Source organism: Raineyella sp. LH-20 (assembly GCF_033110965.1).
Lineage (GTDB): Bacteria > Actinomycetota > Actinomycetes > Propionibacteriales > Propionibacteriaceae > Raineyella.
On record NZ_CP137003.1, the window covers coordinates 1,084,121 to 1,105,104 of the forward strand.

A 20,984-nucleotide genomic window follows, 5' to 3' on the forward strand; every position below is an offset into this window, starting at 1 on the left:
CCCGTCGATCGCGAGACTGGTCTGAGCACGACACCAGGCGTTCTGAGGATGACAGATGACTGACAGGCACGTACCACGGCATGCGGCGGAGGACTCCGTCGGGAAGAAGCGGCACCCGGTGCTGATCGCCGTCGGCGCCCTGCTCGCCGTCATCCTCATCGCCGTCGGCGCCCTCGGCATCTACCTGAACGCGATCCGTTCGTCGTTCGACCGCAACGTGCAACGTACGAGCGGCGTCATCACCCCGGCACCGGACAAGAAGGGTGACGCGCTGAACTACATCGTGATGGGCACCGACACCCGCGACGTCGGCGCCGAGCGGGGCCGCAGCGACGCGCTGATGCTGGTCCACATCCCGTCCGACCGCAAGAGCATCACGATCATCTCCTTCCCGCGCGACATGTGGGTCCCGATCCCCGAGCACGGCACCGCGAAGATCAACGCCGCGTACTCCTGGGGCGGCCAGGCGCTGACCGTTCGCACCATGCAGGACTTGCTGGGAGTGCCGATCGACCACATCGTCACCACCGACTTCCAGGGGTTCCAGGACATGACGACCGCCCTCGGCGGGGTCACCGTCTACAACCCGATCGCCAGCAACCAGGACATGACCTTCCCCCAGGGCGAGGTCACCCTGCAGGGCGAGAACGCGCTGGCATACGTACGGGAACGCTACGACCTGCCGCGCGGCGACTTCGACCGGGCCGAGCGGCAGCGCACGGTCATCCAGGCGATCATGCGCAAGGCACTGAGCGCCGACGTGCTGGCCAATCCGGGGCAGTTCACCAACTTCGTCTCCAGCCTCTCGAAGTACCTCACGGTCGACGCGGGGCTGACCGACACCGAACTGCTCAAGACCGGGATGTCGCTGCGCGACATGACCGGGGACGACATCCACCTGATGCAGGCCCCGATCGCCGGGACCGGCTGGTCCGCCGACAAGCAGTCGATCGACCTCGTCGACGAGCCCAAGCTGGCCGAGCTGCGCGACGCCCTCAAGAACGACACCGTGGACCAGTACCGGGCCAAGTACCCACAGGGCTGAGCCGGGACGGGGACCGGGAATAATGGGCCGGGCAGAACGGTTGTCCCGGCGATCCACCCCCGAGCAAGGAAACCCATGAGCGACGTACGTGACCTGATCATCATCGGCAGTGGCCCGGCGGGCTACACCGCGGCCATCTACGCCGCCCGGGCCCAGCTCAAGCCGCTGGTCATCGAGGGTGCGGTGGACGCCGGCGGCGCCCTGATGACGACCACCGAGGTCGAGAACTTCCCCGGCTTCCCCGAGGGCATCCAGGGCCCCGAGCTGATGGACAACATGCGGGCCCAGGCCGAGCGGTTCGGCGCGGAGTTCATCACCGAGGACGTCGTCGAGGTCGACCTGACCGGTGACGTCAAGGTGGTCAAGGACTCCGCCGACGACGTCCACCAGGCCCGTGCGGTGATCCTGGCGACCGGCTCCGGCTACCGTCGGCTCGGTCTGGCCGATGAGGACCGGCTGTCCGGACACGGCGTGTCCTGGTGTGCCACCTGCGACGGGTTCTTCTTCCGCGACAAGCCGATCGCCGTGGTCGGCGGCGGCGACTCGGCGGTCGAGGAGGCGACGTTCCTGTCCCGCTTCGGCAGCTCGGTGCTGATGATCCACCGTCGCGACCAGCTGCGGGCGTCCCGGATCATGCAGGACCGGGCGATGGACGATCCCAAGATCTCCTTCGCCTGGAACAGCGAGGTCGCCGGCATCAACGGCAACGGCAAGGTCGAATCGGTCACCCTGAAGGACACTCGGACCGGCGACACGCGGGACGTTCCTGTGGAGGGCCTGTTCATCGCGATCGGTCACGACCCGCGCTCCGAGCTGTTCCGCGGCCAGGTGGAGCTCGACGAAGGCGGCTACGTACGGGTCGCGAAGGACAGCACCGCCACCAATCTCGACGGTGTCTTCGCTTGTGGAGACCTGGTCGACCACTCCTACCGGCAGGCGATCACGGCCGCCGGCACGGGGTGCTCGGCGGCCCTCGACGCCGAGCGTTGGCTCGCGGCACACGGAGCCTGAACCCTCTGACCCGACCCACGGGGCGGGCTAGACTCCCGGCCCGTGGAGACTCCGATCCTGGACGCCGTGACGGATGCGACCTTCGCCGAGCGGGTGCTCGCGGCGAACGTCCCGGTGGTCGTGGACTACTGGGCGCCGTGGTGTTCGCCGTGTCGTCAGCTCGATCCGATCCTCGAGGAGCTGGCCGTACGCTTCGGTGGCCGGGTCCGGTTCCTGCGGCTCGACACCGACGCCAACGGCGTCACGCCGGACGTCCAGGGGGTGCGCGGCCTGCCGACCGTCCAGCTCTTCGTGGCGGGGCAGGAGGTCCGGCGGTTCCAAGGCGCGAAGACCAAGCTGGAGCTGCAGAACGCGGTGGAGTCGGTCCTCGCCTGAGGGGGCCGATCCCGGGTGGCTGCGACCGCTCTCTGAGGGCCCTGACCACCCCCTGGGGGCGCCGGTTATTGTTGACCGCGCCCCGACCGTGAGGTACCGACCGGAGGAATCATGAGCACCACCCGAGGCAAGTCCAGGCAGATGACCGTGATGGTCACGATCGCAGCCGCTGTCGTCGTCCTGGGGGTCGTCGTCATGATCGGATGGCTGTCCTCCCAGGCCGGTTCCCGATCGTCGTCGGCCAATCCGGCCACGACACCGATCGTGCTGCCCCGCAAGGCCGGCGGCCTGATGATCGACCCGAACGCCGCCCCTTCGCCGACCACGATGGCGCTGGCCGACGGTCAGGCGCAGACCGTCACCGGCACCTACTACGAGGGCAACGACAAGGAACTGCTCGTGATGGCGGTGCGCCCGGTGAACGAGGTCGCCGGCCTGGTCGACGACCTCCGGATCACCACGGTGCGCCAGGTCGGCGCCGGCATGTGCGGCCGGTACAGCACCGGTCAGGACGTCTGCGTGGTCCGCAACGACAACGTCGCCGTGGTCGGGGTCGGCCTGGCCAACCAGAGCCTGGAGCAGGTCGTCGAACAGAGCGGCGTGGTCGCCACCGCCATCGTCTCCCAGTAGGCCGCTCGGCTGATCGCACGCTCGCCGTTGCGTGAGTAGGTCTGCGGCGCGGCTCAGGCCTTCTCGAGGTGGCGGCTGTGCGCGACGTACGCGTCCACCGACAGCGGCCGCACCGACTCGGCATGCAGCCGTGCCGCCACGGCGCGCGCGGTCTCGATCGCTGCGGGGTTGTTCGCGGCGGCGGTGACCAGATGTCCGGAGTCGGGCAGCCAGACCAGCGCCGGGGCGTCGAACACGCCCAGGGCGATCTTCAGCACCGTCGGGTAGAGGGCCCAGGCGCTGGCGGTCCAGTCGTCGGAGGAGACGATCACCACGCCGTCCTCGTGAGTGACCGGTTCGAACGGGGTCAGTGCGAAACGGCTGCGCACCGCGGAGAACACCTGGTCGGCGTCCACCTCCCAGGCGGACAGGTCGGCGGTCGACACGTACCCCTCGCCGTGGACGATCGCCTCCAGCAGGCCGTCCCCCACCGGGCGGGACAGGATCCAGTCGGGCAGGTCGGTCCCCACGACGGTCGGCGCGAGCTCGTTCACCGGGACGTGCGACGGCAGCGGCCCGGTGCTGACCAGCATGGCGTACGTCCAGTCATGGATCGCCGTATCGGTCAAGTTGCCGACGGCGACGAAACCGCCCACGTCGAGGATCCGGAAGCTCCCGTCGCGGTAGGTCACCCGCAGTTGCTGTGCGCTCAGCGGGGCGACCTGGGCGCCGGCGCCGTTGGGCGCGGCGGGGAGGATCGTACGCGCCGCCTCGGCGACCTTGTCCCGGATGTCCTCGACACTCTCGTTCACGAGGACAGCCTACGGGGGCGGGAGCGGTGCGCCGGCTCCGCCCCTGGGGCAGGCCGGCGGGGTGGTTCCTGGCCGACCGGCGCCGGATGGCCGACCAACGCCCGCACCCCGTCGAGGACCGCCGACCAGGACGGCAGCCAGGTCCGGGTGGCCCGCAGGTCCATCCGCAGCCGCGACGCGAGCGCGTCCTCCCGCAGCACCCGGAAGCCGTGCGCCAGCAGCCATCCCTCCGGTGGGGCGACGCAGGTCGCACCGGTCCGGGAGGCGCGGATCTCCAGCCCGGCGACCTTACGACGGACCAGCAGGCCGGCCAGTTCCTCGAGCAGCCGCCGGCCGATCCCCTTGCCACGATGGTCCGGGTGCACCCAGAACTGCAGGATGACGGCGGCGTCGGGGCTCACCCCGGCCGAGGCGTACGGTCCGCGCAGCGGCGCGTTGAGTGGCGGGGAGATCAGCACGTGGCCCACCGTGGTGTCCCCGATCCGGGCGCGGACCCCGCAGAACCCCCAGGTGTGCGCGGCGGCGTCCACCCAGTTCTGTCCGGAGCCCGGGGGGACGTTGTGCGGCAGCGGGCAGTCGGCGCAGACCGCCGGGAGCCGGAGCACCCCGCCGGGCTGCAACGGCTCGACCTTCAGCTGTTCAGCGCCGGCCATGGCCCCATCCTATTCCCGGGTACGGCACGGACAATCTGAACATCGCGGCCCCTGACGGGCCCGAGTGGCACACTGGGCGGGGTGAGCTCGATGGAACCTCAACGCCGCGACACCCGACTCGACCTTTACCATGACCGCTACGCCGCCCGAGCGTTCGGTATGAAGGAGTCGGCCGTACGAGCTCTCTTCGCCGTCGCGAACCGACCCGAGGTGGTCTCGCTCGCCGGCGGCATGCCGAACATCGCCGATCTGCCGCTCGATGTGGTCGCGAACGCGCTGAGCGACATGATCCAGTCCGCCGCCGGCCCCAAGGCCTTGCAGTACGGCTCCGGCCAGGGTGAGCCGATGCTGCGCGAGCAGATCTGCGAGGTGATGGCGGAGGAGGGCATCAAGGCCCACCCCGACGACGTCACGGTGACTGTCGGCAGCCAGCAGGGTCTCGACCTGGTCACCCGGATCTTCTGCGACCCCGGTGACGTCATCCTCGCCGAGGCGCCCAGCTACGTCGGTGCGCTGAGCACCTTCGCGTCGTACGAGACGCAGGTCGTACACGTCGAGATGGACGAGGACGGCCTGGTGCCGGAGCGGCTCCGGGAGGCGGTGCTGACCCTCACCGCGGCCGGCAAGAAGGTGAAGTTCCTCTACACCATCCCGAACTACAGCAACCCCAGCGGCATCACCATGACGTTGGAACGCCGCAAGGCGGTCCTCGAGGTGGCCCGGGAGACCGGTCTGCTGGTCGTCGAGGACAACCCGTATGGCCTGCTCGACCTGGAGGGCGAGCGGCTGCCGGCGATCCGCTCGATGGAGAGCGAGCAGGTGCTCTACCTGGGCTCGTTCTCCAAGACCTTCTCCCCCGGGTTCCGGGTCGGCTGGGTGCTGGCCCCGCACGCGGTCCGCGAGAAGCTGGTGTTGGCGCAGGAGTCAGCGACGCTGTCCCCGCCGACGTTCTCCCAGTACGCCGTGTCGACGTACCTGAAGGCGCACGACTGGCGCCACCAGATCGACGTCTTCCGCAACATGTACCGGGAGCGGCGCGATGCGATGCTGAAGGCGCTGCCCGAGTACATGCCCGCCGGCAGCACCTGGACCCACCCGCGCGGCGGGTTCTTCATCTGGCTGACCCTTCCGGCTGGCATCGACTCCCAGGCGATGCTGCCCCGCGCGGTGACGAACCGGGTCGCCTACACCCCGGGCACCGCCTTCTACGCCGACGACCTGGGTGCCCGCAACATCCGGTTGTCCTACTGTTATCCGACCCCGGAGCGGATCCGGGAGGGGGTGCGGCGGCTCGGTGAGGTGTTGAACCGGGAGTCGCAGCTGAACCGTACGTTCGGCGTGCACCCGGGGGCCACCCATCCGCACAGCGTCGAGGAGCCCACCAGTCCTCGCCCCGACCAGGCCTGACGAGCGTCCAGGAGGAACGATGACCGCCACCGGCAACCAGAGCCCCACTCCCGAGTCCCCTGTGACCGACGCCCCCACCGCGGAGGCCGCCCCGCTTGCGGGGGCCGCGCTCGGCACCATCGTGGTGCTCGCGGGCGGGCTGTCCCACGAACGCGAGGTGTCCCTGCGGTCCGGTCGCCGGGTCGCGCAGGCGCTGCGCGACCGCGGCTGCACCGTGCTCGAATCGGACGTCAACTCCGATCTGGTCACCCTGCTCCGCGACCTCGACGACCCGGTCGTCTTCCCGCTGGTGCACGGCGCCACCGGCGAGGACGGCTCGCTGCGCGAGGTCCTCGGGCTGCTCGATGTCCCGTTCGTCGGGGCGACCGGCGCCGACAGCCGGGTCGCCTTCGACAAGTCGATCGCCACCTCGGTGATCCGCGGGATCGGCCTCACCACGCCGCAGCAGGTCGCGCTGCCCGACGAGGTGTTCCGCGAGCTGGGCGCCCGCGCGCTGATGGACGCCCTTGGTGAGCGGATCGGCTTCCCGATGTTCGTCAAGCCGTCGCGCTCCGGCTCCTCGCTCGGCTGCACGAAGGTCACCCAGCGCGAGGACCTCGCCTCCGCGATGGTCGGCGCGTACGCGTACGGCGACGTCGCGGTGGTCGAGACCTACCTCGACGGCATCGAGGTCGCCGTGACGGTCATCGACCGCGGTGACGGTCCCGAGGCGCTGCCGGCGGTGGAGATCCGCCCCGACTCCGGCGACTACGACTACTCGTCCCGCTACACCGCCGGGAGCACCCGCTTCATCACCCCGGCCGAGGTGCCCGACGAGGTCGCCGCCGCGTGCGCGGACATGGCCCTGCGGGTGCACGACCGGCTGCATCTGCGGGACATCTCCCGGACCGACATCATCATCCGCGACGGCGTGCCGCACTTCTTGGAGTGCAATGTCGCGCCCGGGATGACGGAGACGTCGCTGGTGCCGCTGGAGCTGGACGCCGCCGGCCTCGACCTGGGCGAGGTGTGTGAGGCTCTGGTCCGCCAGGCCCGACGGCGACAGCAGCCCTGACGATGGTGAAGACCCGGATCCAACAGGTCGCGCTCGTCCTCGTCGGGTTGGTGCTCGCCGGGGTGATGATCGGGCTCGGTCTGTGGCAGATGCAGGTCTTCCAGAGCCAGGGCCAGAGCGGCGCGGTGGCCCGGATGAACGAACCCGCCGTGCCGCTCACTTCGGTGGCGACCGCCGGTCAGCAGATCACCGACGGTTACGGACGTACGGTCTCCTTCAGCGGAACATACGTCCCCCAGGAGCAGCTGCTCGTCCCGGTCGACGGTGAACCGGGCACCTTCCGGGTCCTCACCCCGCTGCGGACCGCCGACGGCACTCTGGTGCCGGTGGTCCGTGGCGTCTCCGTCGGCACCACTCCGCCACCGGCTCCGCTCGGCACGGTGGAGCAGCACGGGGTGCTGCTCTCCTCCGACACGCAGCCCGAGGGGCCGGTGCCGGCCGGGCAGATCGGCTCGGTCTACCTGCCCGTCCTGGTCCAGCGGTGGACCGATCCGATGATCGCCGGCTACGTGACCCTGCCCGGCGATCTGGCGACCGCCCAGGGTCTGAGCCCTGCCGTCCCGGCGCTGCCGTCCGGCCGTGGCTCGGTGCAGAACTTCGGCTATGCCCTGCAGTGGTGGGTGTTCGCCGCCTGTGCGCTGGGCTTCGCGATCTACCTGGCCGGCCACATCGGCCGGGCCTCCGACCGGCGCCGACTCGCCGATCTTGGTCTCATCACGCAGGATGAGATCGGGCCCGATCCCGATCGGATGTCCTGACCGTCCGCGGCGTCCGGCCGCGGCCCCACCCCGCGCGCGCCGACCCGGCCGCTGCCCGACCATCGATGCCCGCCAGCCCGGCATCGCCCGACCCGAGGAACAGAGGAACATGGATCCCCAGAAGCGCTCAGCCATCCAGGCCGCTCTCGTCCGCTACCGCGTCATGGCGTGGGTGGTCGGCTGCCTGCTCGTCGTCCTGGTGTGCGTCGGCGTGCCCTTGGAGTACGTCTGGCACTACGACAAGGTGGACATGTACCTCGGTGTCGCCCACGGGTGGCTCTACATGGTCCTGCTGATCACCGCGTACGACATCGGTCGCCGGGTGAAGTGGCCCTGGATCAATCTGCTGGGCATCGCACTCGCCGGCACGGTGCCGTTCCTGTCCTTCGTTGCGGAGCACTACGCGACCCGCAACGTACGCCGCTACCTCGCGGAGGCCGACGCGACCGCGGTGACCGCGGAGGCATCGGCGGCCTGAGGGCTGGTCATCCCGCAGGCCCATCCGTGCAGGGGTCGCGAACGATGAGGCTCTATACTCATCTATGCAATAGGCCCTAGATAATCTTATAGATCGCCATCGTCAGGCCGTGGCGGTCCGGAAAGGGGCTCCCCGGACCGCCACGGCTCGCACCGGTCAGACCTGGCCTCAGGCGCTGCCGTCTAGCCTCAGGCGCTGCGCGCCGTCGTCCGGCCGCCGGCCTGGAGCAGCCCCATGATCCGGTGCAGGTCGGCCTCCGAGACGAACTCGAGGACGATCTTGCCCTTCCTGGCTCCGCGGGTGACCTCGACGCGCGTGTCGAAGTAGTCCCCCAACTGGGTCGACAGCTCCTGGAGTTGGGGGTCGCGCTCACGGGTCGTACGGCGGCCGGGGCGATTCCCGCCGCCCGCGCTGCGCGCGACGATCTCCTCGGTCATCCGCACCGACAGCCCCTCGGTGACGATCCGTGCCGCCAACCGCTCCTGGGCCCATCGGTCCGGCAGACCCAGCAGGGCCCGCGCATGCCCCGCCGACAGCGACCCGGCCGCCACCTGTCGCTGCACCGACGGTGGAAGGTTCAACAGTCGAATCAGGTTGGCGATCTGCGAGCGGGATCGCTTGATCCGTTCGCCGAGCTCCTGCTGGGTGCAGCCGAAGTCCTCCATCAGCTGCTGATACGCCGCCGCCTCTTCCAGAGGGTTCAGCTGGACGCGGTGGATGTTCTCCAGCAGCGCATCCCGGAGCATGTCGTCGTCGGTGGTCTCCCGCACGATGGCGGGCACGGTCTCCAGGCCTGCCAGCGAGGACGCGCGCCACCGCCGCTCCCCCATCACCAGTTCGTACGATCCTTCGCCGTCCTCACGGACCACGATCGGCTGCAGCAGCCCCACCTCGCGGATCGACCCGACGAGCTCCTCTAGGGCCTCCTCCTCGAAGACCTGGCGGGGCTGCTTCATGTTCGGATGGATCCGGTCGATCGGAATATCGGCGTAGTAGCCGTTCGCCGGGTCCACGGTCACACGAGCCTGCTCTCCGCTGTCCTGGGAGTCGTCAGCGCCCGACGTACGCGACGCGGTCGCGCCATCCTCGATCGGAGTCTGATCGCTCGATGCCCGGGTCGACGCCGTCGGCGCTCCAGCAGATCCGGCAGACCCCGCAGACCCAGCGGCAGCCGCACCCTTGGCGCCGCTACGACGGGGAGTCCCCGCGGCCTTCACTGTCGACGGTGCCGCGTCACGCCCGGACGGCGGCGTCGGGGAGGTCTGCTTCTTCGCCGCAACCCCGGCAGTCACCGCAGTCCGCTTCGCCCCAGTCCCCTGCTCGATCCCGGCCCGCTCGTCGGAGTCCGGCTCGATCGTCAACGCAGGCTGACCCTTCGACGGGGTCTTCCGATGCAGCTTGTCGACGATCACATGCTGATCCACCGGGTGTGGCGGCGCGTCCAGATCGGTGCGCTGGAAGAGCTCCCCGAGCCCGCGTCCGAGTCCTGCTCGTCGTTCTGCCATCAGTCCTGCTCCGCTCCTCGTCGTGCCAGTTCTTCTGCTGCCGCCAGGTAGGCCTGGCCGCCCGCCGAGGCGGGCTGGTAAGTGATGACCGTCTGCCCGTAACTGGGTGCCTCGGCGATCCGTACGGACCGCGGGATGATGGTCTCCATCGTCTCCTCCGGGAAGTACTGCTTCACTTGCTCCGCCACGTCGGAGGAGAGACGCGTACGTCCGTCGTACATCGTGAGGAGGACCGTGCTCAGCACGAGCGACGGGTTGATGTTCGCCTTCACCATCGAGATCGAACGCTGCAGCTGGGTGAGGCCCTCGAGTGCGTAGTACTCGCACTGGATCGGGATGAGCAGCTCGGCGGCCGCGACGAAGGCGTTGATCGTGAGGATGCCGAGCGAGGGCGGACAGTCGATGATGACGTAGTCCACGTCGTTGTCCGCCAGGTAGGCGTCGATGGCCCGCTTCAGCCGTGTTTCACGTGAAACAACCGAGACCAGCTCGATCTCGGCGCCGGCAAGGTCCATCGTCGCCACCAGCACCTTGAGGTTCGGTGCCTCCTCCGACACCTGCACATGGTCCGCGATATTCTCCTGCTCGATCAGCACCTCGTACGTGCCGGGCTCCTCGTTGCGATGCTCGCCACCGACAGCCGTCGACGCATTGCCCTGTGGGTCGAGGTCCACCAGCAGAACGCTGAGGCCACCGAAACCGAGCCCGGCGGCGAGGTTGACCGCCGTGGTCGTCTTCCCGACACCCCCCTTCTGGTTGACCACGGCAATGATCCGAGGGGCGGATGGGTGAGGAAGGGGGCGGTGTGTTTCACGTGAAACATCGTCCAGGTCGTCCGGCTTCTCAACCTCAGGGATCTCGTCCGTCTCATACAGAGCCCGCTTCGGCCCATGGGGGGCCGAAACGCGCCGCTTGAATAGAGCCATCTGGGTAAGACCTTTCGCGGCCAGCGGGGGAGGTTTCACTGTTCATCCCCCATCGACGGTGCCAAGATCGCTCGGCGGACCGTTCGGTGTGTGACATCCATGAAATCACATGCACGTGATTCATGCATCCGCCACTCCGTTGATCGACACGATTCAACGCATCTCACTTCTCGTCTATATCGCGTTCATGATAGATAGCGGAATATATCCCCATCGCACGACGTCGACGGTCTCTCTCGGACCCGTGGCCCCGCCGCGGCGACGAACCGCCGGCGCCCCGAGGTTCGCCCCATGGACCTTATTCTTGCCACCGGATCATCGACGCGGGCCCAACGGTGGCGAGCCCGGACGGCCCAGGCCCAGGCCCCACTGCTTCCCAGAGATGTCACCGACTCGGCCGGGCGGCACCGCCAGAACGTCTCACGGAGGTGAGTGTTTCCCGTGAAACATGTCCGAACTGTCCCAAAGGACCGCGCTGCCCACCCGACATCGCCTGACTCACACCCGAATCTCGGGTCACCACACCGAAAGTCGTAGCGACGCCGTCGCAGGCACTCCGCTCAGAATCGCTCCTGACGAATCGTGCGCAACCGCACCACGCTCGTCGGCTCGGCCCGTGGATCCGCGCGTACGCTGAGGATCTCCGCTGTCAGGCGTGCCTTGCGCAGTTCCTTCGCAGCCTTCTCGATCTCCGCACCGGCCGAGGCGCCTTTCAGTGCCAGGATCTGGCCGCCGCCGTCCGCGCCACCGACGCGCACCAGCGGAAGGCACCAGCCGATCAGCTTGGTCAACGCCCCGACAGCGCGAGAGGTGACCACATCGAAACCGACCCCCGGATCGAACTCTTCGGCGCGGCCGCGCAACACCTCGACCCGCTCCTCCAGGCCGAGGTCCGACACCGCCTGTTCGAGGAAGTTCACCCGTCGCTGCAGCGGTTCGATCAGACTCACCCGTACGTCCGGGCGGCCGATCGCCACGACGAGACCCGGCAAGCCGGCACCGGAGCCCACATCGGCGACCGTGCACCCCGTGGGGAGAAGCTCCAGCAGTGCGGCGCAGTTGAACAGGTGGCGTGCCCACAACCGCGGCGTCTCTCGCGGGCCGATCAGTCCCCACTCGATCCCCCGGGTCGCCAGGATGTGGGCGTACGCCCTGATCACTGGTTCCTCGGAACCGAAAACCGCCCGGACGACGTCCGGGTCGGGAATCTCGACCTGGGCCTCGCCGGGCGGCGTCGTGTCCGACATCGGTCAGTCCTCGGCGACCATCACCACGACCCGCCGGTTCGGCTCCTCGCCCTCCGACTCGGAGAACAGCCCGGCGGCGGCCACCGCGTCGTGAACAATCTTTCGCTCGAACGGGTTCATCGGAGCCAGCCGCACCGACTCGCCGGTCTCCTTGACCTCGTCGATCGCGTCGGCGGCCATCACCTCGAGCTCACGGCGCCGGTGCTCACGGTGACCGCCGATGTCCAGCATCAGTCGGCTGCGGTGTCCGGTCTCGACCAGGACGGCCAGCCGGGCGAGCTCCTGGAGCGCCTCGAGCACCTCGCCGTTGCGACCGATCAGGACGTCACTGTCGGTGATGATCGCCACGTGTGCACGGCCGGACTCGACGAAGGTGTCGATGTCGCCGTCCTCGTCGGCGATGTCGAGCAGCTCTTCCAGGTAGTCGGCCGCCACCTCCCCCTCGATGTCGAGCGGGCCCTCCGGGCCTTCGTCCTCGTCGGTGTCGTCTGCGTCGTCGGCGTCCGCGTCGTCCGCGTCGTCGGACGTACCGGCATCGTCGCCGGCCTCCTCCGACTCGACATCGCCGACCGTCGCCGCACCGCGGTCCTGGTCAGTGGCCTCGTCCTGCTCGCTTGCGAGGTCGGGCCCGCCGGCAGCCTCCGGCGAGGGGTCCACGGTCTCGGCGCTGACATCCGTATCGGTCATGGGAAACTCCTCGATGGGAACGGTGAAAACCAAGGGGTACGTACGCCACCGGACCTCCGTCGGGCCCGGCGCCACGACGACCTGACTGTTGCGGGCTACTTCTTCTTGCCGGAGCGCTTCGCCCGGCTGGTCTGTGCCTGCTGGTGTCGGGTCGCGGCCGAGGGCGGCGGAGTCTTCTTCTCCTTCTTCGGCGCGGCCTGCTGCTGCGCTGCCACCTCGGCGGCTTCCGCCTCCTTCAACTCGGCGATCCGAGCGCGGGTCAGCTTGTCACCTGGGCGCACCTTGCGGGGGTTGAGACCCTTCGCACGGATCCGCTCCTCCCAGTCCAGGTACGCCGGCGTGCCGGGCGAGGGGTTGTTCCGGATGATCCACTCCTGCTGACCGAACGACCACAGGGTGGTGGTCAGCAGGTAGATCAGCACGCCGACCGGGATGGTGGCGCCGAAGAAGATGTACATCGCGGGGAAGAGGTACACCATCATCTTCTGCTGCTGCGCCATCGGCCCGTTCATCGCCGCCGGCGACATGTTGCGGGTGTACATCTGGCGGGAGGTGAAGAACTGGGCGACCACCATGATGATGGTCATGATCGCGGTGAGGACCTGGATGCCGCCGAAGCCGGCCTCACCGAAGGGCCAGAAACGACCCGACAGCGGCACCGTGAACATCGTCGCATGGGTCAGCGAGTCCAGCAGCTGCTGGTGCTCCGGGCCCGCCAGCCAGGAGCCGCGCGCCTGCCCCCGCGAAGCGCCGTCGATCACCCGGTAGAGCGACAGGAAGAACGGCGTCTGGATCAGCAACGGCAAGCAGGAGGCCATCGGATTGACGCCCTCCTCCTTGTAGAGCTTCATCGTCTCCTGGCCGAGCCGGTCACGATCGTCGGCGTACTTCTTCTGCAGCTCCTGCAGCTTGGGCTGCAGCTCCTGCATGCCCCGGGTGCTGTTGATCTGCTTGACGAACAGCGGGATCATCGCCGCCCGAACGGTCACGGTCAGCAACACGATCGACAGACCCCAGGCGGCCCCGGTGCCGGCGCCGAAGATCGGCGCGAGCAGCCAGTGGAAGGCGACCATGATGCCGGACACGAGCCAGTAGAAGGGCTGCGCGATGGTGCTGAAGAAATCGTTGATCCCGGCCAGCGGGACCAGGAGCGGCTGGAGCAGATCCATTCGTTACAGACCTCTACGACGTCGAGCGGGTGGACAAATCATCGGGGCCCGACCGTCCTGCCGGGCTCGTAGTGGAGCCCGTCGGCGGCCAGGCTGGCCTTGGCGGCCTGTTCCTCGGCCCACTCCTCGGCTGCAGGTGTTCCCGGTACGGGATCGTACCCACCGGCGGCCCAGGGATGGCAGCGGCCCAGGCGTCGGGCGGCCAGCCAGCTGCCCTTGATCGCCCCGTGCACCTGCACCGCCTCCAGGGCGTACGCCGAACAGGACGGGTAGTAGCGGCAGACCGGACCGTAGAGCGGACTGATCAAGGCGCGATAGAGCTTCAACAGGCCGATCAGCAGGTACTTCATCGCATGATCCTTCTCCGTGCCCGTGCCCCGGATTCAGCCTACTCGGGAGATCGCACGATCCCACGCCGCGGTGAAGTCGTCGACGAGACGCTCCGGCGTGGTGGCGGCCGCCGGCAGTGCCCGGACGACCACCCGCGCTGTCTCCGGCAGGCCGGTCAGCCGGGCAGCCACCAGATGGCGCAACCGACGCTTCGTACGGTTCCGCGTCACAGCGTTCCCCACGGCCTTGGATACGACGAAGCCCACCTGGGCAGGCGGGCTGTCACCGAGTCGCGCGTGGACCACGACGCTCGGTCGGGCCGCACGGACCCCGCGACGCACCGTGAGTCGGAACTCATCGGAGGAGCGCATCCGGGCGCCACTGGACAACATCCGTGCGACGGATCGTCGTACGCTCAGGCGGAGAGCTTCTCGCGACCCTTGGCGCGACGGCGGGCGATGGTGGCCCGACCGGCACGGGTCCGCATCTTGGTGCGGAAGCCGTGGGTACGGGCCCGGCGCCGGTTGCTCGGCTGGTAGGTGCGCTTGCTCACGAATATCTCCCCAGGACTGAGATCGACAGAACGTACCGAGGGCCGATACGCGTACGGACACCACGGTGGTGACCGGTCCACGGTACGCGGAGGGGTCCGCAAAGGCAATTCGCGCCACCACCGTCGACAAACCTCTGGCGTGTCCGACACCCACGGTGCAAGAATCCTGCCTACCGGCATTGTCCACTCGACACGCCGACCAGTCCGCGAGAAGTCCTCCGCCAGGTTGCACGGGCAGGATCGTCCGAGTACTCTCAAACGCTCCGGCCTCCGCCGCACAACCCCATAGCAAGCCCCCTGGAGCATCCCCCGCGGCACCGCCGCCGCGGGGCGTGATCTGTTTTCCACACCTGTGGAAAGATGTGTGGATGCGGGCTCCCACCGGGCCGTATCGAGGACAGGAAGGGCACGCGTGACTGGGACCGCCCCCCAACACCCACGGTTCACGACTGACCAGTTGCCGGAGGCTTGGGCGTACATCGTCAAGCATTCCGGGGCCCGGCATCGTGGGTTGTTGCGCAACGCGAAGCCGCTCACTGTGGTCCAGAACACCGTGATGGTGGCCGTCCCGAACGAGTACACCCGTGACCAGTTGGAGAACCGGCTGCGCCCCGGGGTGGAAGAGGCGCTGTCCGACTGCTTCCGTCACCTCACCCGGCTCGCCGTGACCGTGGATCCGGACATCACCCTCGACCTGGAGACCGAACTGCCGCTCGAGGCGCCGGAGTCGGCCACCGACGAAGACCTCGACGACGAGTGGTCCAACGAGGACGTCGCCTCCGGGGACCGGATCGGCCCGTTCGTGCCCCGCCCCAACCCGGACACCAGCCGCGACGGCAACCTGAACGGGCACGCGTTGGAGAGCACCCGGCTCAACCCCCAGTACTCCTTCGACAACTTCATCATCGGCCCGTCGAACCGGTTGGCGAACGCGGCTGCCCGCGCGGCCGCGGAGACGCCCGGCAAGGTGTTCAACCCGCTGGTCATCTACGGCGGCTCCGGGCTGGGCAAGACGCACCTGATGCATGCCGTCGGCCATTACGTGCTGCACCTCTACCCCGACGCGCGAGTGCGCTACGTCTCCACCGAGGAACTCACCAACGAGTTCATCAACGCCATCTCGGAGAACCAGACCGTCGAGTTCCGCCGCCGTTACCGCGAGGTCGACGTGCTGCTGATCGACGACATCCAGTTCCTGGAGGGGAAGATCCAGACCCAGGAGGAGTTCTTCCACACCTTCAACACCCTGCAGAACGCCGAGAAGCAGATCGTGATGACCTCCGACCGGCCGCCGAAGCTGCTCGAGGCGCTCGAGCCGCGGCTGCGGTCCCGGTTCCAGTCCGGCCTGATCGCCGACGTGCACGCCCCCGATCTGGAGACCCGCATCGCCATCCTCTACAAGAAGGCGCAGCAGGAACGGCTCGCCGTCGACCCACAGGTGCTCCAGTTCATCGCCGAACGGATCCAGACCAACATCCGCGAGCTGGAGGGTGCGCTGATCCGGGTGGCCGCGTTCGCCTCGCTCAACGGCGAGCCGGTCGACCTGCCGCTCGCCCAGGTGGTGCTGCAGGACCTCATCCCGGCCGGCAACAGCTCGGAGATCACCCCGGGCCTGATCATGGCCCAGACGGCCGGCTACTTCGGTCTCAGCGTCGACGAGCTGTGCAGCGCCTCGCGGACCCAGAACATCGCCACCGCCCGCCAGATCGCGATGTATCTGTGCCGGGAACTGACCGACCTGTCGTTGCCGAAGATCGGCCAACAGTTCGGCGGCCGCGACCACACCACGGTGATGCACGCCGAGCGGAAGATCCGCCAGCTGCTCTCCGAGCGCCGAGAGGTCTACACCCAGGTCACCGAGCTCACCACCAGGATCCGTCAGAAGGCCGACAAGGCCTGACCGTCACGCCCCGGCTTCGTCGGCCGACACCATATCGCCCCCCGGAAATCGTCCGGGGGGCATTTTTTGGCCCAGATCCCGTCTTGTCAACACCTGTGGACAGCGTTGTGGACAATTGTGGACAGCTACCCCGTGGTCTGCGGACAGATCCGGGATTGCGGTGGGCGGCCGTCTTGTCCGTCCACATCTTCTGCACCTGTAAGAGGGAGTTGCCCACCGCAGCTGTGGACGGAAATTCACGGGCTGACCAGCGGAAACGGTAGTTCTCCACACTTTCCACATGCCCTATGACTACTGCTGTATCCAAATATCGATGACCATGGCGTAGAGGCAGGGTCGGACCGCGAGCCGGCCGGCGACGAGCCCGTACGCGCCCGAAAAGACGCACGCACCGTCAGCCACCAAGAGCAGGAGGAGCGTACGTCTGCAGCAGACGGGCGCCGAAGCGCGACGCAGTCGATATGATCAGGTGGCCACGACAATCCCCTCAGGAGGGCCAGTGAAGTTCGAAGTCGACCGCGACGTGTTGGCGGAGTCCGTTGCCTGGGTCGCCCGGAGCCTGCCGACGCGCCCGTCGATCCCGATCCTGGCCGGCCTGATGATCCACGCCGAGGGCGAGTCGCTGACCCTGTCCAGCTTCGACTACGAGACCTCGGCCCGAGTCGACCTGCCCGCCACCGTGCACGACGAGGGCACCGCCCTGGTGTCCGGACGACTGCTCGCCGACATCACCCGCTCCCTGCCGCATGCCGGCGTCTCGGTCGACACCTCCGGCGCGGCGATGGAACTGACCTGTGGCAGCGCCCACTTCACCCTGCAGCTGCTGCCGACCGACGACTACCCGATGCTGCCGGCGATGCCCACCGAGACCGGCACGGTGCCCAGCGACGCGCTGGCCGAGGCCGTCTCCCAAGTCGCCGTCGCCGCCGGCCGTGACGAGCTGCTGCCGATCTTCACCGGTGTCCGTGTCGAGATCGACGGGGACACCCTGTCCATGCTCGCCACCGACCGCTATCGGATGGCCCTCAAGGAGCTCACCTGGAACCCGGCCCGGTCCGACTTCCGTGGCAACGCACTGGTCCCGGCCAAGGTGCTCTCCGAGGCGGCCAAGTCGATGTCGGGCGGCGAGACGGTCAGCATCGCCCTGTCCCAGCCGGGCAGCGGCGAGGGGATCATCGGCCTGGCCGGTGAGTCCCACGGCACTCGGCGCCGGATCACCACCCGCCTGCTGGACGGCGAGTTCCCGAAGGTGCGCCACCTGATGGACATCCAGGCCGCGCTGACCGTACGGTGCGCTACCGCCGACCTGATCGACGCGGCCAAGCGTGTCGCCCTGGTGGCCGAGCGCAACTCGCCGCTGCGGATGGTGATGGGGGAGGACACCGTCACTCTGGAGGCGGCCAGCGGCGACCATGCGCACGCGTCGGAGCAGATCGAGGCCCAGTTGGACAGCACCGGCGAGCCGATGATCGCGGCCGGCTTCAACCCGCAGTACCTGCTCGACGCCCTGGGCGCGCTGGACGCGGCGTACGTGAACTTCTCCTTCACCCAGCCGGGCAAGCCCTGCCTGCTGACCGGCGTGGCCGGCGCCATCGGCGACCCGCTGCTCGACTACCGCCACGTCATCATGCTGATGCGGCTGCCCGACTGATCCCGACGATCGACACCCACGCCGACAGACACGATCGGAGCGAGATGACATCCCTGGGACTGGTGGGTCTGGGCCGGATGGGCGGCAACATGCGGGAGCGCTGGCGGGGGGCCGGCCTGCAGGTCATCGGCTACGACCTGAACCAGGAGCTCAGCGACGCCACCGATCCGGCCGATCTGGTGGCCCGGCTCGATGCGCCGCGGGTGATCTGGCTGATGCTGCCGGTGCAGCACATCGACGCGATGCTGGCGCAGGTCGTCCCGCTGCTGTCCGCGGGCGATGTCGTGGTCGACGGCGGCAACTCGAAGTACACCGACGACCAACGCCGGGCGGGCGTCTGTGCCGAGCACGGGGTGGCCTTCGTCGACTGTGGCGTGTCCGGCGGGGTGTGGGGCCGCACCAACGGCTACGCCCTGATGGTCGGCGGTGAGGCCGCCGTGGTGGAGCGGCTGACGCCGTACTTCCAGGCACTGAAGCCGGCCGGCGACTTCGGCTTCGTGCACGCCGGCCCGGTGGGCGCCGGGCACTTCGCCAAGATGGTCCACAACGGCATCGAGTACGCCATGATGGAGGCGTACGCCGAGGGCTGGGAACTGTTGGCGACCGCCGACCTGGTGACCGACGTCCCGGCCGTCTTCCGGTCCTGGCGCGAGGGTTCGGTGGTGAAGTCATGGCTGCTCGACCTGCTCGACAACGCGCTCGAGGACGACCCGGACCTGTCCGATGTCCGCGGCTATGCGGAGGACTCCGGCGAGGGCCGATGGACCGTCGAGGCGGCGATCGAGCTCGGCGTACCGACCCCGGCGATCAGCGCCTCGCTCTACACCCGGTTCATCTCCCGGCAGACCGATTCGCCGGCGATGAAGATGATCGCCGCGCTGCGCAACCAGTTCGGCGGGCATGCCGTGCTGCCCGAGGACGACTGAGCCTGGTGTACGTCGACCACCTCACGCTGGCCGACTTCCGGTCGTACGCGTACGTCGACGTGGACCTGGCGCCGGGGGTGGTGACCTTCGTCGGGGCGAACGGCCAGGGCAAGACCAACCTGGTGGAGGCGGTGGACTACCTGGCCACCCTCGGCTCCCACCGGGTCTCCGCCGACCTGCCGCTGGTGCGGCACGGCACCGAGCGGGCGACGATCAAGGCCCGGGTCCGGGCCGGACGTGCGGACGACCGGGCACTGGTGCTGGAGATCGACATCCATCCCGGCCGGGCCAACCGGGCCCGGCTCAACCGGGCACCGCTGTCGCGGCCCCGCGAGCTGCTCGGCATCCTGCGCACGGTGGTCTTCTCCCCCGAGGACCTGGCCATCGTCAAGGGCGACCCGGCCGCCCGTCGGCAGTTCCTCGACGCCCTGGTGGCGACTCGGTGGCCCCGGATGGCCGGCGTGCGCCACGACTACGACAAGGTGCTGCGCCAGCGCAACAGCCTGCTGAAGACGATGTCCGGCCGGGGCGGGCGGGTCGCCGACCCGTACGCCGACGACACGCTGCGGATCTGGGACGAGCAGCTGGCCACTGTCGGGGCCGAGGTGCTCTCCGCCCGCCTGGACACCCTCGCCGCATTGATGCCGCACACCGCGCGGGCGTACGCCGACATCGCGCCGGCCAACAACGTGGCGACCGCGCGCTACCGCAGCTCGTTGGACCCGGACGGGCCGGCGGACCCGGACGGTGCGCCCGGGACCGACCGCGAGGAGCTGCGGGCCGCGCTGCTGGCCCGGATGGCCGAACGCCGCGGTGAGGAGATCGCCCGGGGGGTGTCGCTGGTCGGGCCGCACCGCGACGACATCGAGCTGTTCCTCGGCGAGCTGCCGGCCAAGGGCTATGCCAGCCACGGGGAGTCCTGGTCGTACGCCCTGGCGCTGAAGCTGGGCGGTTTCCAGCTGCTGCGGGCCGACGGGATCGAGCCGGTGCTGATCCTCGACGACGTCTTCGCCGAACTGGACGCCACCCGCCGGGACCGGCTCGCCGGCGGCGTGCTCGGCGCCGACCAGGTGCTGGTCACCGCCGCCGTCGCCGAGGATCTGCCGGCCGCCCTGGCCGGCCAGCGGTTCCGGGTCGCCGCCGGGGAGGTGCTCCCCGATGCCGCCTGACCCGGATCGGCCGGACGAGCCGCTGTCCGACACGCCGGAGCCGGAGCCCGGCGCGGCGACGCCCGGCCCGCCCGAGGACCCCGAGCCCGCCCCGGACACCCCCGATCCGGACGGTCTCGAGTTGGCCCGGCGGATCGCCCGGCAGGTGAACGCCGGGACCCCCGCACCGCAGCGTCCACCGCGGCGGAAGCGCCGCCGGCCGATCGAGCCGATGTCATCGGGGGCCCGCCCGGACGACCGGGACCCGCAGCCGATCGGTGATGTGCTGCGCCGGATGGTGGAGGACCGCGGCTGGCGCACCGACTTCGACGTGCACGCCCTGATTGCCCGCTGGCCGGAGCTGATCGGCCCGTCCAACGCGGCGCACTGCCGGCCCGAGGCGTACGAGGACGGGGTGCTCACCGTCCGCACCTCGTCGACCGCGTGGGCGGTGCAGATGCGCTCGATGGCGCCGGCCGTGGTCGCCCGGCTCAACGAGCAGCTCGGCTCCGAGGTGGTCCGCCGGATCCTGGTCAAGGGGCCGGACGCCCCGTCGTGGAGCCACGGCCGGCTGCGGGTGCGTGGTCGCGGCCCTCGCGACACGTACGGTTGATCCGCGGCTCCGGTGGTGGACCTCGACACGTACGGGTGATTCTGGCGCGCGGATGCCCCGCCGACGTGGTGACCCTTGCGAATGACCCTCCGGGGTCCGCAGACCGCCTTCCAGGGCCGTCTGCGCG

Annotated in this window: 23 protein-coding genes; 13 read left to right on the plus strand and 10 right to left on the minus strand. The window is 69.1% G+C overall.

What is annotated here, in order from left to right:
* The first annotated feature begins 55 nt into the window (after positions 1-55).
* From R0146_RS04700 to R0146_RS04715, 4 genes are all read left to right on the plus strand, one after another.
* On the plus strand, positions 56-1,045 hold the full coding sequence (locus R0146_RS04700) for an LCP family protein (protein ID WP_317691705.1): 990 nt from the start codon (positions 56-58) through the stop codon (positions 1,043-1,045).
* Positions 1,046-1,120: 75 nt separating this feature from the next.
* Positions 1,121-2,056, plus strand: coding sequence for a thioredoxin-disulfide reductase (gene trxB / locus R0146_RS04705; protein ID WP_317691706.1), 936 nt, complete (start codon positions 1,121-1,123; stop codon positions 2,054-2,056).
* A gap of 42 nt (positions 2,057-2,098) precedes the next feature.
* Positions 2,099-2,431 (plus strand): thioredoxin family protein, encoded by a 333-nt coding sequence (locus R0146_RS04710; protein ID WP_317691707.1) that lies wholly within the window; start codon positions 2,099-2,101, stop codon positions 2,429-2,431.
* A gap of 111 nt (positions 2,432-2,542) precedes the next feature.
* Positions 2,543-3,061: a hypothetical protein gene (locus R0146_RS04715; protein ID WP_317691708.1), complete on the plus strand. Its 519-nt coding sequence runs from the start codon at positions 2,543-2,545 to the stop codon at positions 3,059-3,061.
* Between the two features lie 53 nt (positions 3,062-3,114).
* On the opposite strand, the gene R0146_RS04720 is transcribed toward R0146_RS04715, so the two are convergent.
* Positions 3,115-3,852, minus strand: a complete 738-nt coding sequence (locus R0146_RS04720) for a hypothetical protein (RefSeq protein WP_317691709.1) — start codon at positions 3,850-3,852, stop codon at positions 3,115-3,117.
* Entirely contained in the window at positions 3,849-4,505 is a 657-nt protein-coding gene (locus tag R0146_RS04725; RefSeq protein ID WP_317691710.1) for a GNAT family N-acetyltransferase, read from the minus strand. Before R0146_RS04725 ends, R0146_RS04720 begins: the two co-directional genes overlap by 4 nt.
* A gap of 90 nt (positions 4,506-4,595) precedes the next feature.
* Here R0146_RS04725 and R0146_RS04730 point away from each other — a divergent pair, with 90 nt between their 5' ends.
* The 4 genes from R0146_RS04730 (at position 4,596) to R0146_RS04745 (ending at position 8,202) form a co-directional block, all read left to right on the plus strand.
* On the plus strand, positions 4,596-5,912 hold the full coding sequence (locus R0146_RS04730; RefSeq protein ID WP_317692332.1) for an aminotransferase-like domain-containing protein: 1,317 nt from the start codon (positions 4,596-4,598) through the stop codon (positions 5,910-5,912).
* Between the two features lie 19 nt (positions 5,913-5,931).
* The gene (locus tag R0146_RS04735; RefSeq protein ID WP_317691711.1) at positions 5,932-6,966 is read left to right on the plus strand and encodes a D-alanine--D-alanine ligase family protein; all 1,035 of its coding nucleotides are present in this window, start codon (positions 5,932-5,934) and stop codon (positions 6,964-6,966) included.
* Between the two features lie 2 nt (positions 6,967-6,968).
* Complete coding sequence (locus R0146_RS04740) at positions 6,969-7,724, plus strand: SURF1 family protein (protein ID WP_317691712.1); 756 nt, start codon at positions 6,969-6,971, stop codon at positions 7,722-7,724.
* 109 nt (positions 7,725-7,833) lie between these two features.
* Entirely contained in the window at positions 7,834-8,202 is a 369-nt protein-coding gene (locus tag R0146_RS04745; protein ID WP_317691713.1) for a DUF3817 domain-containing protein, read from the plus strand.
* Between the two features lie 188 nt (positions 8,203-8,390).
* On the opposite strand, the gene R0146_RS04750 is transcribed toward R0146_RS04745, so the two are convergent.
* The 8 genes from R0146_RS04750 to rpmH all read right to left on the minus strand — a co-directional run bounded on the left by R0146_RS04750 (position 8,391) and on the right by rpmH (position 14,619).
* On the minus strand, positions 8,391-9,707 hold the full coding sequence (locus tag R0146_RS04750) for a ParB/RepB/Spo0J family partition protein (protein WP_317691714.1): 1,317 nt from the start codon (positions 9,705-9,707) through the stop codon (positions 8,391-8,393).
* Entirely contained in the window at positions 9,707-10,471 is a 765-nt protein-coding gene (locus R0146_RS04755; RefSeq protein ID WP_317691715.1) for a ParA family protein, read from the minus strand. The genes R0146_RS04750 and R0146_RS04755 overlap by 1 nt, the downstream gene beginning before the upstream one ends.
* 722 nt (positions 10,472-11,193) lie before the next feature.
* On the minus strand, positions 11,194-11,880 hold the full coding sequence (rsmG, locus tag R0146_RS04760) for a 16S rRNA (guanine(527)-N(7))-methyltransferase RsmG (RefSeq protein WP_317691716.1): 687 nt from the start codon (positions 11,878-11,880) through the stop codon (positions 11,194-11,196).
* A 3-nt stretch (positions 11,881-11,883) separates the two neighbouring features.
* Positions 11,884-12,537, minus strand: a complete 654-nt coding sequence (locus R0146_RS04765; RefSeq protein ID WP_411567187.1) for a Jag family protein — start codon at positions 12,535-12,537, stop codon at positions 11,884-11,886.
* 125 nt (positions 12,538-12,662) lie between these two features.
* Positions 12,663-13,736, minus strand: coding sequence for a membrane protein insertase YidC (gene yidC, locus R0146_RS04770; RefSeq protein ID WP_317691717.1), 1,074 nt, complete (start codon positions 13,734-13,736; stop codon positions 12,663-12,665).
* A 38-nt stretch (positions 13,737-13,774) separates the two neighbouring features.
* Positions 13,775-14,086, minus strand: coding sequence for a membrane protein insertion efficiency factor YidD (yidD, locus tag R0146_RS04775; RefSeq protein ID WP_317691718.1), 312 nt, complete (start codon positions 14,084-14,086; stop codon positions 13,775-13,777).
* Between the two features lie 33 nt (positions 14,087-14,119).
* A complete protein-coding gene (gene rnpA, locus R0146_RS04780) occupies positions 14,120-14,458 on the minus strand; it encodes a ribonuclease P protein component (RefSeq protein WP_317691719.1) in 339 nt (112 codons plus the stop codon).
* 23 nt (positions 14,459-14,481) lie between these two features.
* Positions 14,482-14,619 (minus strand): 50S ribosomal protein L34, encoded by a 138-nt coding sequence (gene rpmH / locus R0146_RS04785; protein WP_153571839.1) that lies wholly within the window; start codon positions 14,617-14,619, stop codon positions 14,482-14,484.
* 412 nt (positions 14,620-15,031) lie between these two features.
* On the opposite strand from rpmH, the gene dnaA reads away from it, so the two are divergent.
* From dnaA to R0146_RS04810, 5 genes are all read left to right on the plus strand, one after another.
* The gene (dnaA, locus tag R0146_RS04790) at positions 15,032-16,519 is read left to right on the plus strand and encodes a chromosomal replication initiator protein DnaA (protein WP_411567173.1); all 1,488 of its coding nucleotides are present in this window, start codon (positions 15,032-15,034) and stop codon (positions 16,517-16,519) included.
* A 499-nt stretch (positions 16,520-17,018) separates the two neighbouring features.
* The gene (gene dnaN / locus R0146_RS04795) at positions 17,019-18,170 is read left to right on the plus strand and encodes a DNA polymerase III subunit beta (protein WP_317691720.1); all 1,152 of its coding nucleotides are present in this window, start codon (positions 17,019-17,021) and stop codon (positions 18,168-18,170) included.
* A 44-nt stretch (positions 18,171-18,214) separates the two neighbouring features.
* Entirely contained in the window at positions 18,215-19,096 is an 882-nt protein-coding gene (gene gnd / locus R0146_RS04800) for a phosphogluconate dehydrogenase (NAD(+)-dependent, decarboxylating) (protein ID WP_317691721.1), read from the plus strand.
* Positions 19,097-19,101: 5 nt separating this feature from the next.
* A complete protein-coding gene (gene recF, locus R0146_RS04805) occupies positions 19,102-20,265 on the plus strand; it encodes a DNA replication/repair protein RecF (protein WP_317691722.1) in 1,164 nt (387 codons plus the stop codon).
* On the plus strand, positions 20,255-20,857 hold the full coding sequence (locus R0146_RS04810; RefSeq protein ID WP_317691723.1) for a DciA family protein: 603 nt from the start codon (positions 20,255-20,257) through the stop codon (positions 20,855-20,857). The genes recF and R0146_RS04810 overlap by 11 nt, the downstream gene beginning before the upstream one ends.
* The last annotated feature ends 127 nt before the right edge of the window (positions 20,858-20,984 follow it).

Coding starts and splice junctions, on each gene's coding strand:
- R0146_RS04700 (WP_317691705.1), top strand. CDS start 56: ATGACTGACAGGCACGTACCACGGCATGCGGCGGAGGACTCCGTCGGG.
- trxB (WP_317691706.1), top strand. CDS start 1,121: ATGAGCGACGTACGTGACCTGATCATCATCGGCAGTGGCCCGGCGGGC.
- R0146_RS04715 (WP_317691708.1), top strand. CDS start 2,543: ATGAGCACCACCCGAGGCAAGTCCAGGCAGATGACCGTGATGGTCACG.
- R0146_RS04725 (WP_317691710.1), bottom strand. CDS start 4,505: ATGGCCGGCGCTGAACAGCTGAAGGTCGAGCCGTTGCAGCCCGGCGGG.
- R0146_RS04730 (WP_317692332.1), top strand. CDS start 4,596: ATGGAACCTCAACGCCGCGACACCCGACTCGACCTTTACCATGACCGC.
- R0146_RS04735 (WP_317691711.1), top strand. CDS start 5,932: ATGACCGCCACCGGCAACCAGAGCCCCACTCCCGAGTCCCCTGTGACC.
- R0146_RS04740 (WP_317691712.1), top strand. CDS start 6,969: ATGGTGAAGACCCGGATCCAACAGGTCGCGCTCGTCCTCGTCGGGTTG.
- R0146_RS04745 (WP_317691713.1), top strand. CDS start 7,834: ATGGATCCCCAGAAGCGCTCAGCCATCCAGGCCGCTCTCGTCCGCTAC.
- R0146_RS04750 (WP_317691714.1), bottom strand. CDS start 9,707: ATGGCAGAACGACGAGCAGGACTCGGACGCGGGCTCGGGGAGCTCTTC.
- rsmG (WP_317691716.1), bottom strand. CDS start 11,880: ATGTCGGACACGACGCCGCCCGGCGAGGCCCAGGTCGAGATTCCCGAC.
- yidC (WP_317691717.1), bottom strand. CDS start 13,736: ATGGATCTGCTCCAGCCGCTCCTGGTCCCGCTGGCCGGGATCAACGAT.
- yidD (WP_317691718.1), bottom strand. CDS start 14,086: ATGAAGTACCTGCTGATCGGCCTGTTGAAGCTCTATCGCGCCTTGATC.
- rnpA (WP_317691719.1), bottom strand. CDS start 14,458: ATGTTGTCCAGTGGCGCCCGGATGCGCTCCTCCGATGAGTTCCGACTC.
- gnd (WP_317691721.1), top strand. CDS start 18,215: ATGACATCCCTGGGACTGGTGGGTCTGGGCCGGATGGGCGGCAACATG.
- R0146_RS04810 (WP_317691723.1), top strand. CDS start 20,255: ATGCCGCCTGACCCGGATCGGCCGGACGAGCCGCTGTCCGACACGCCG.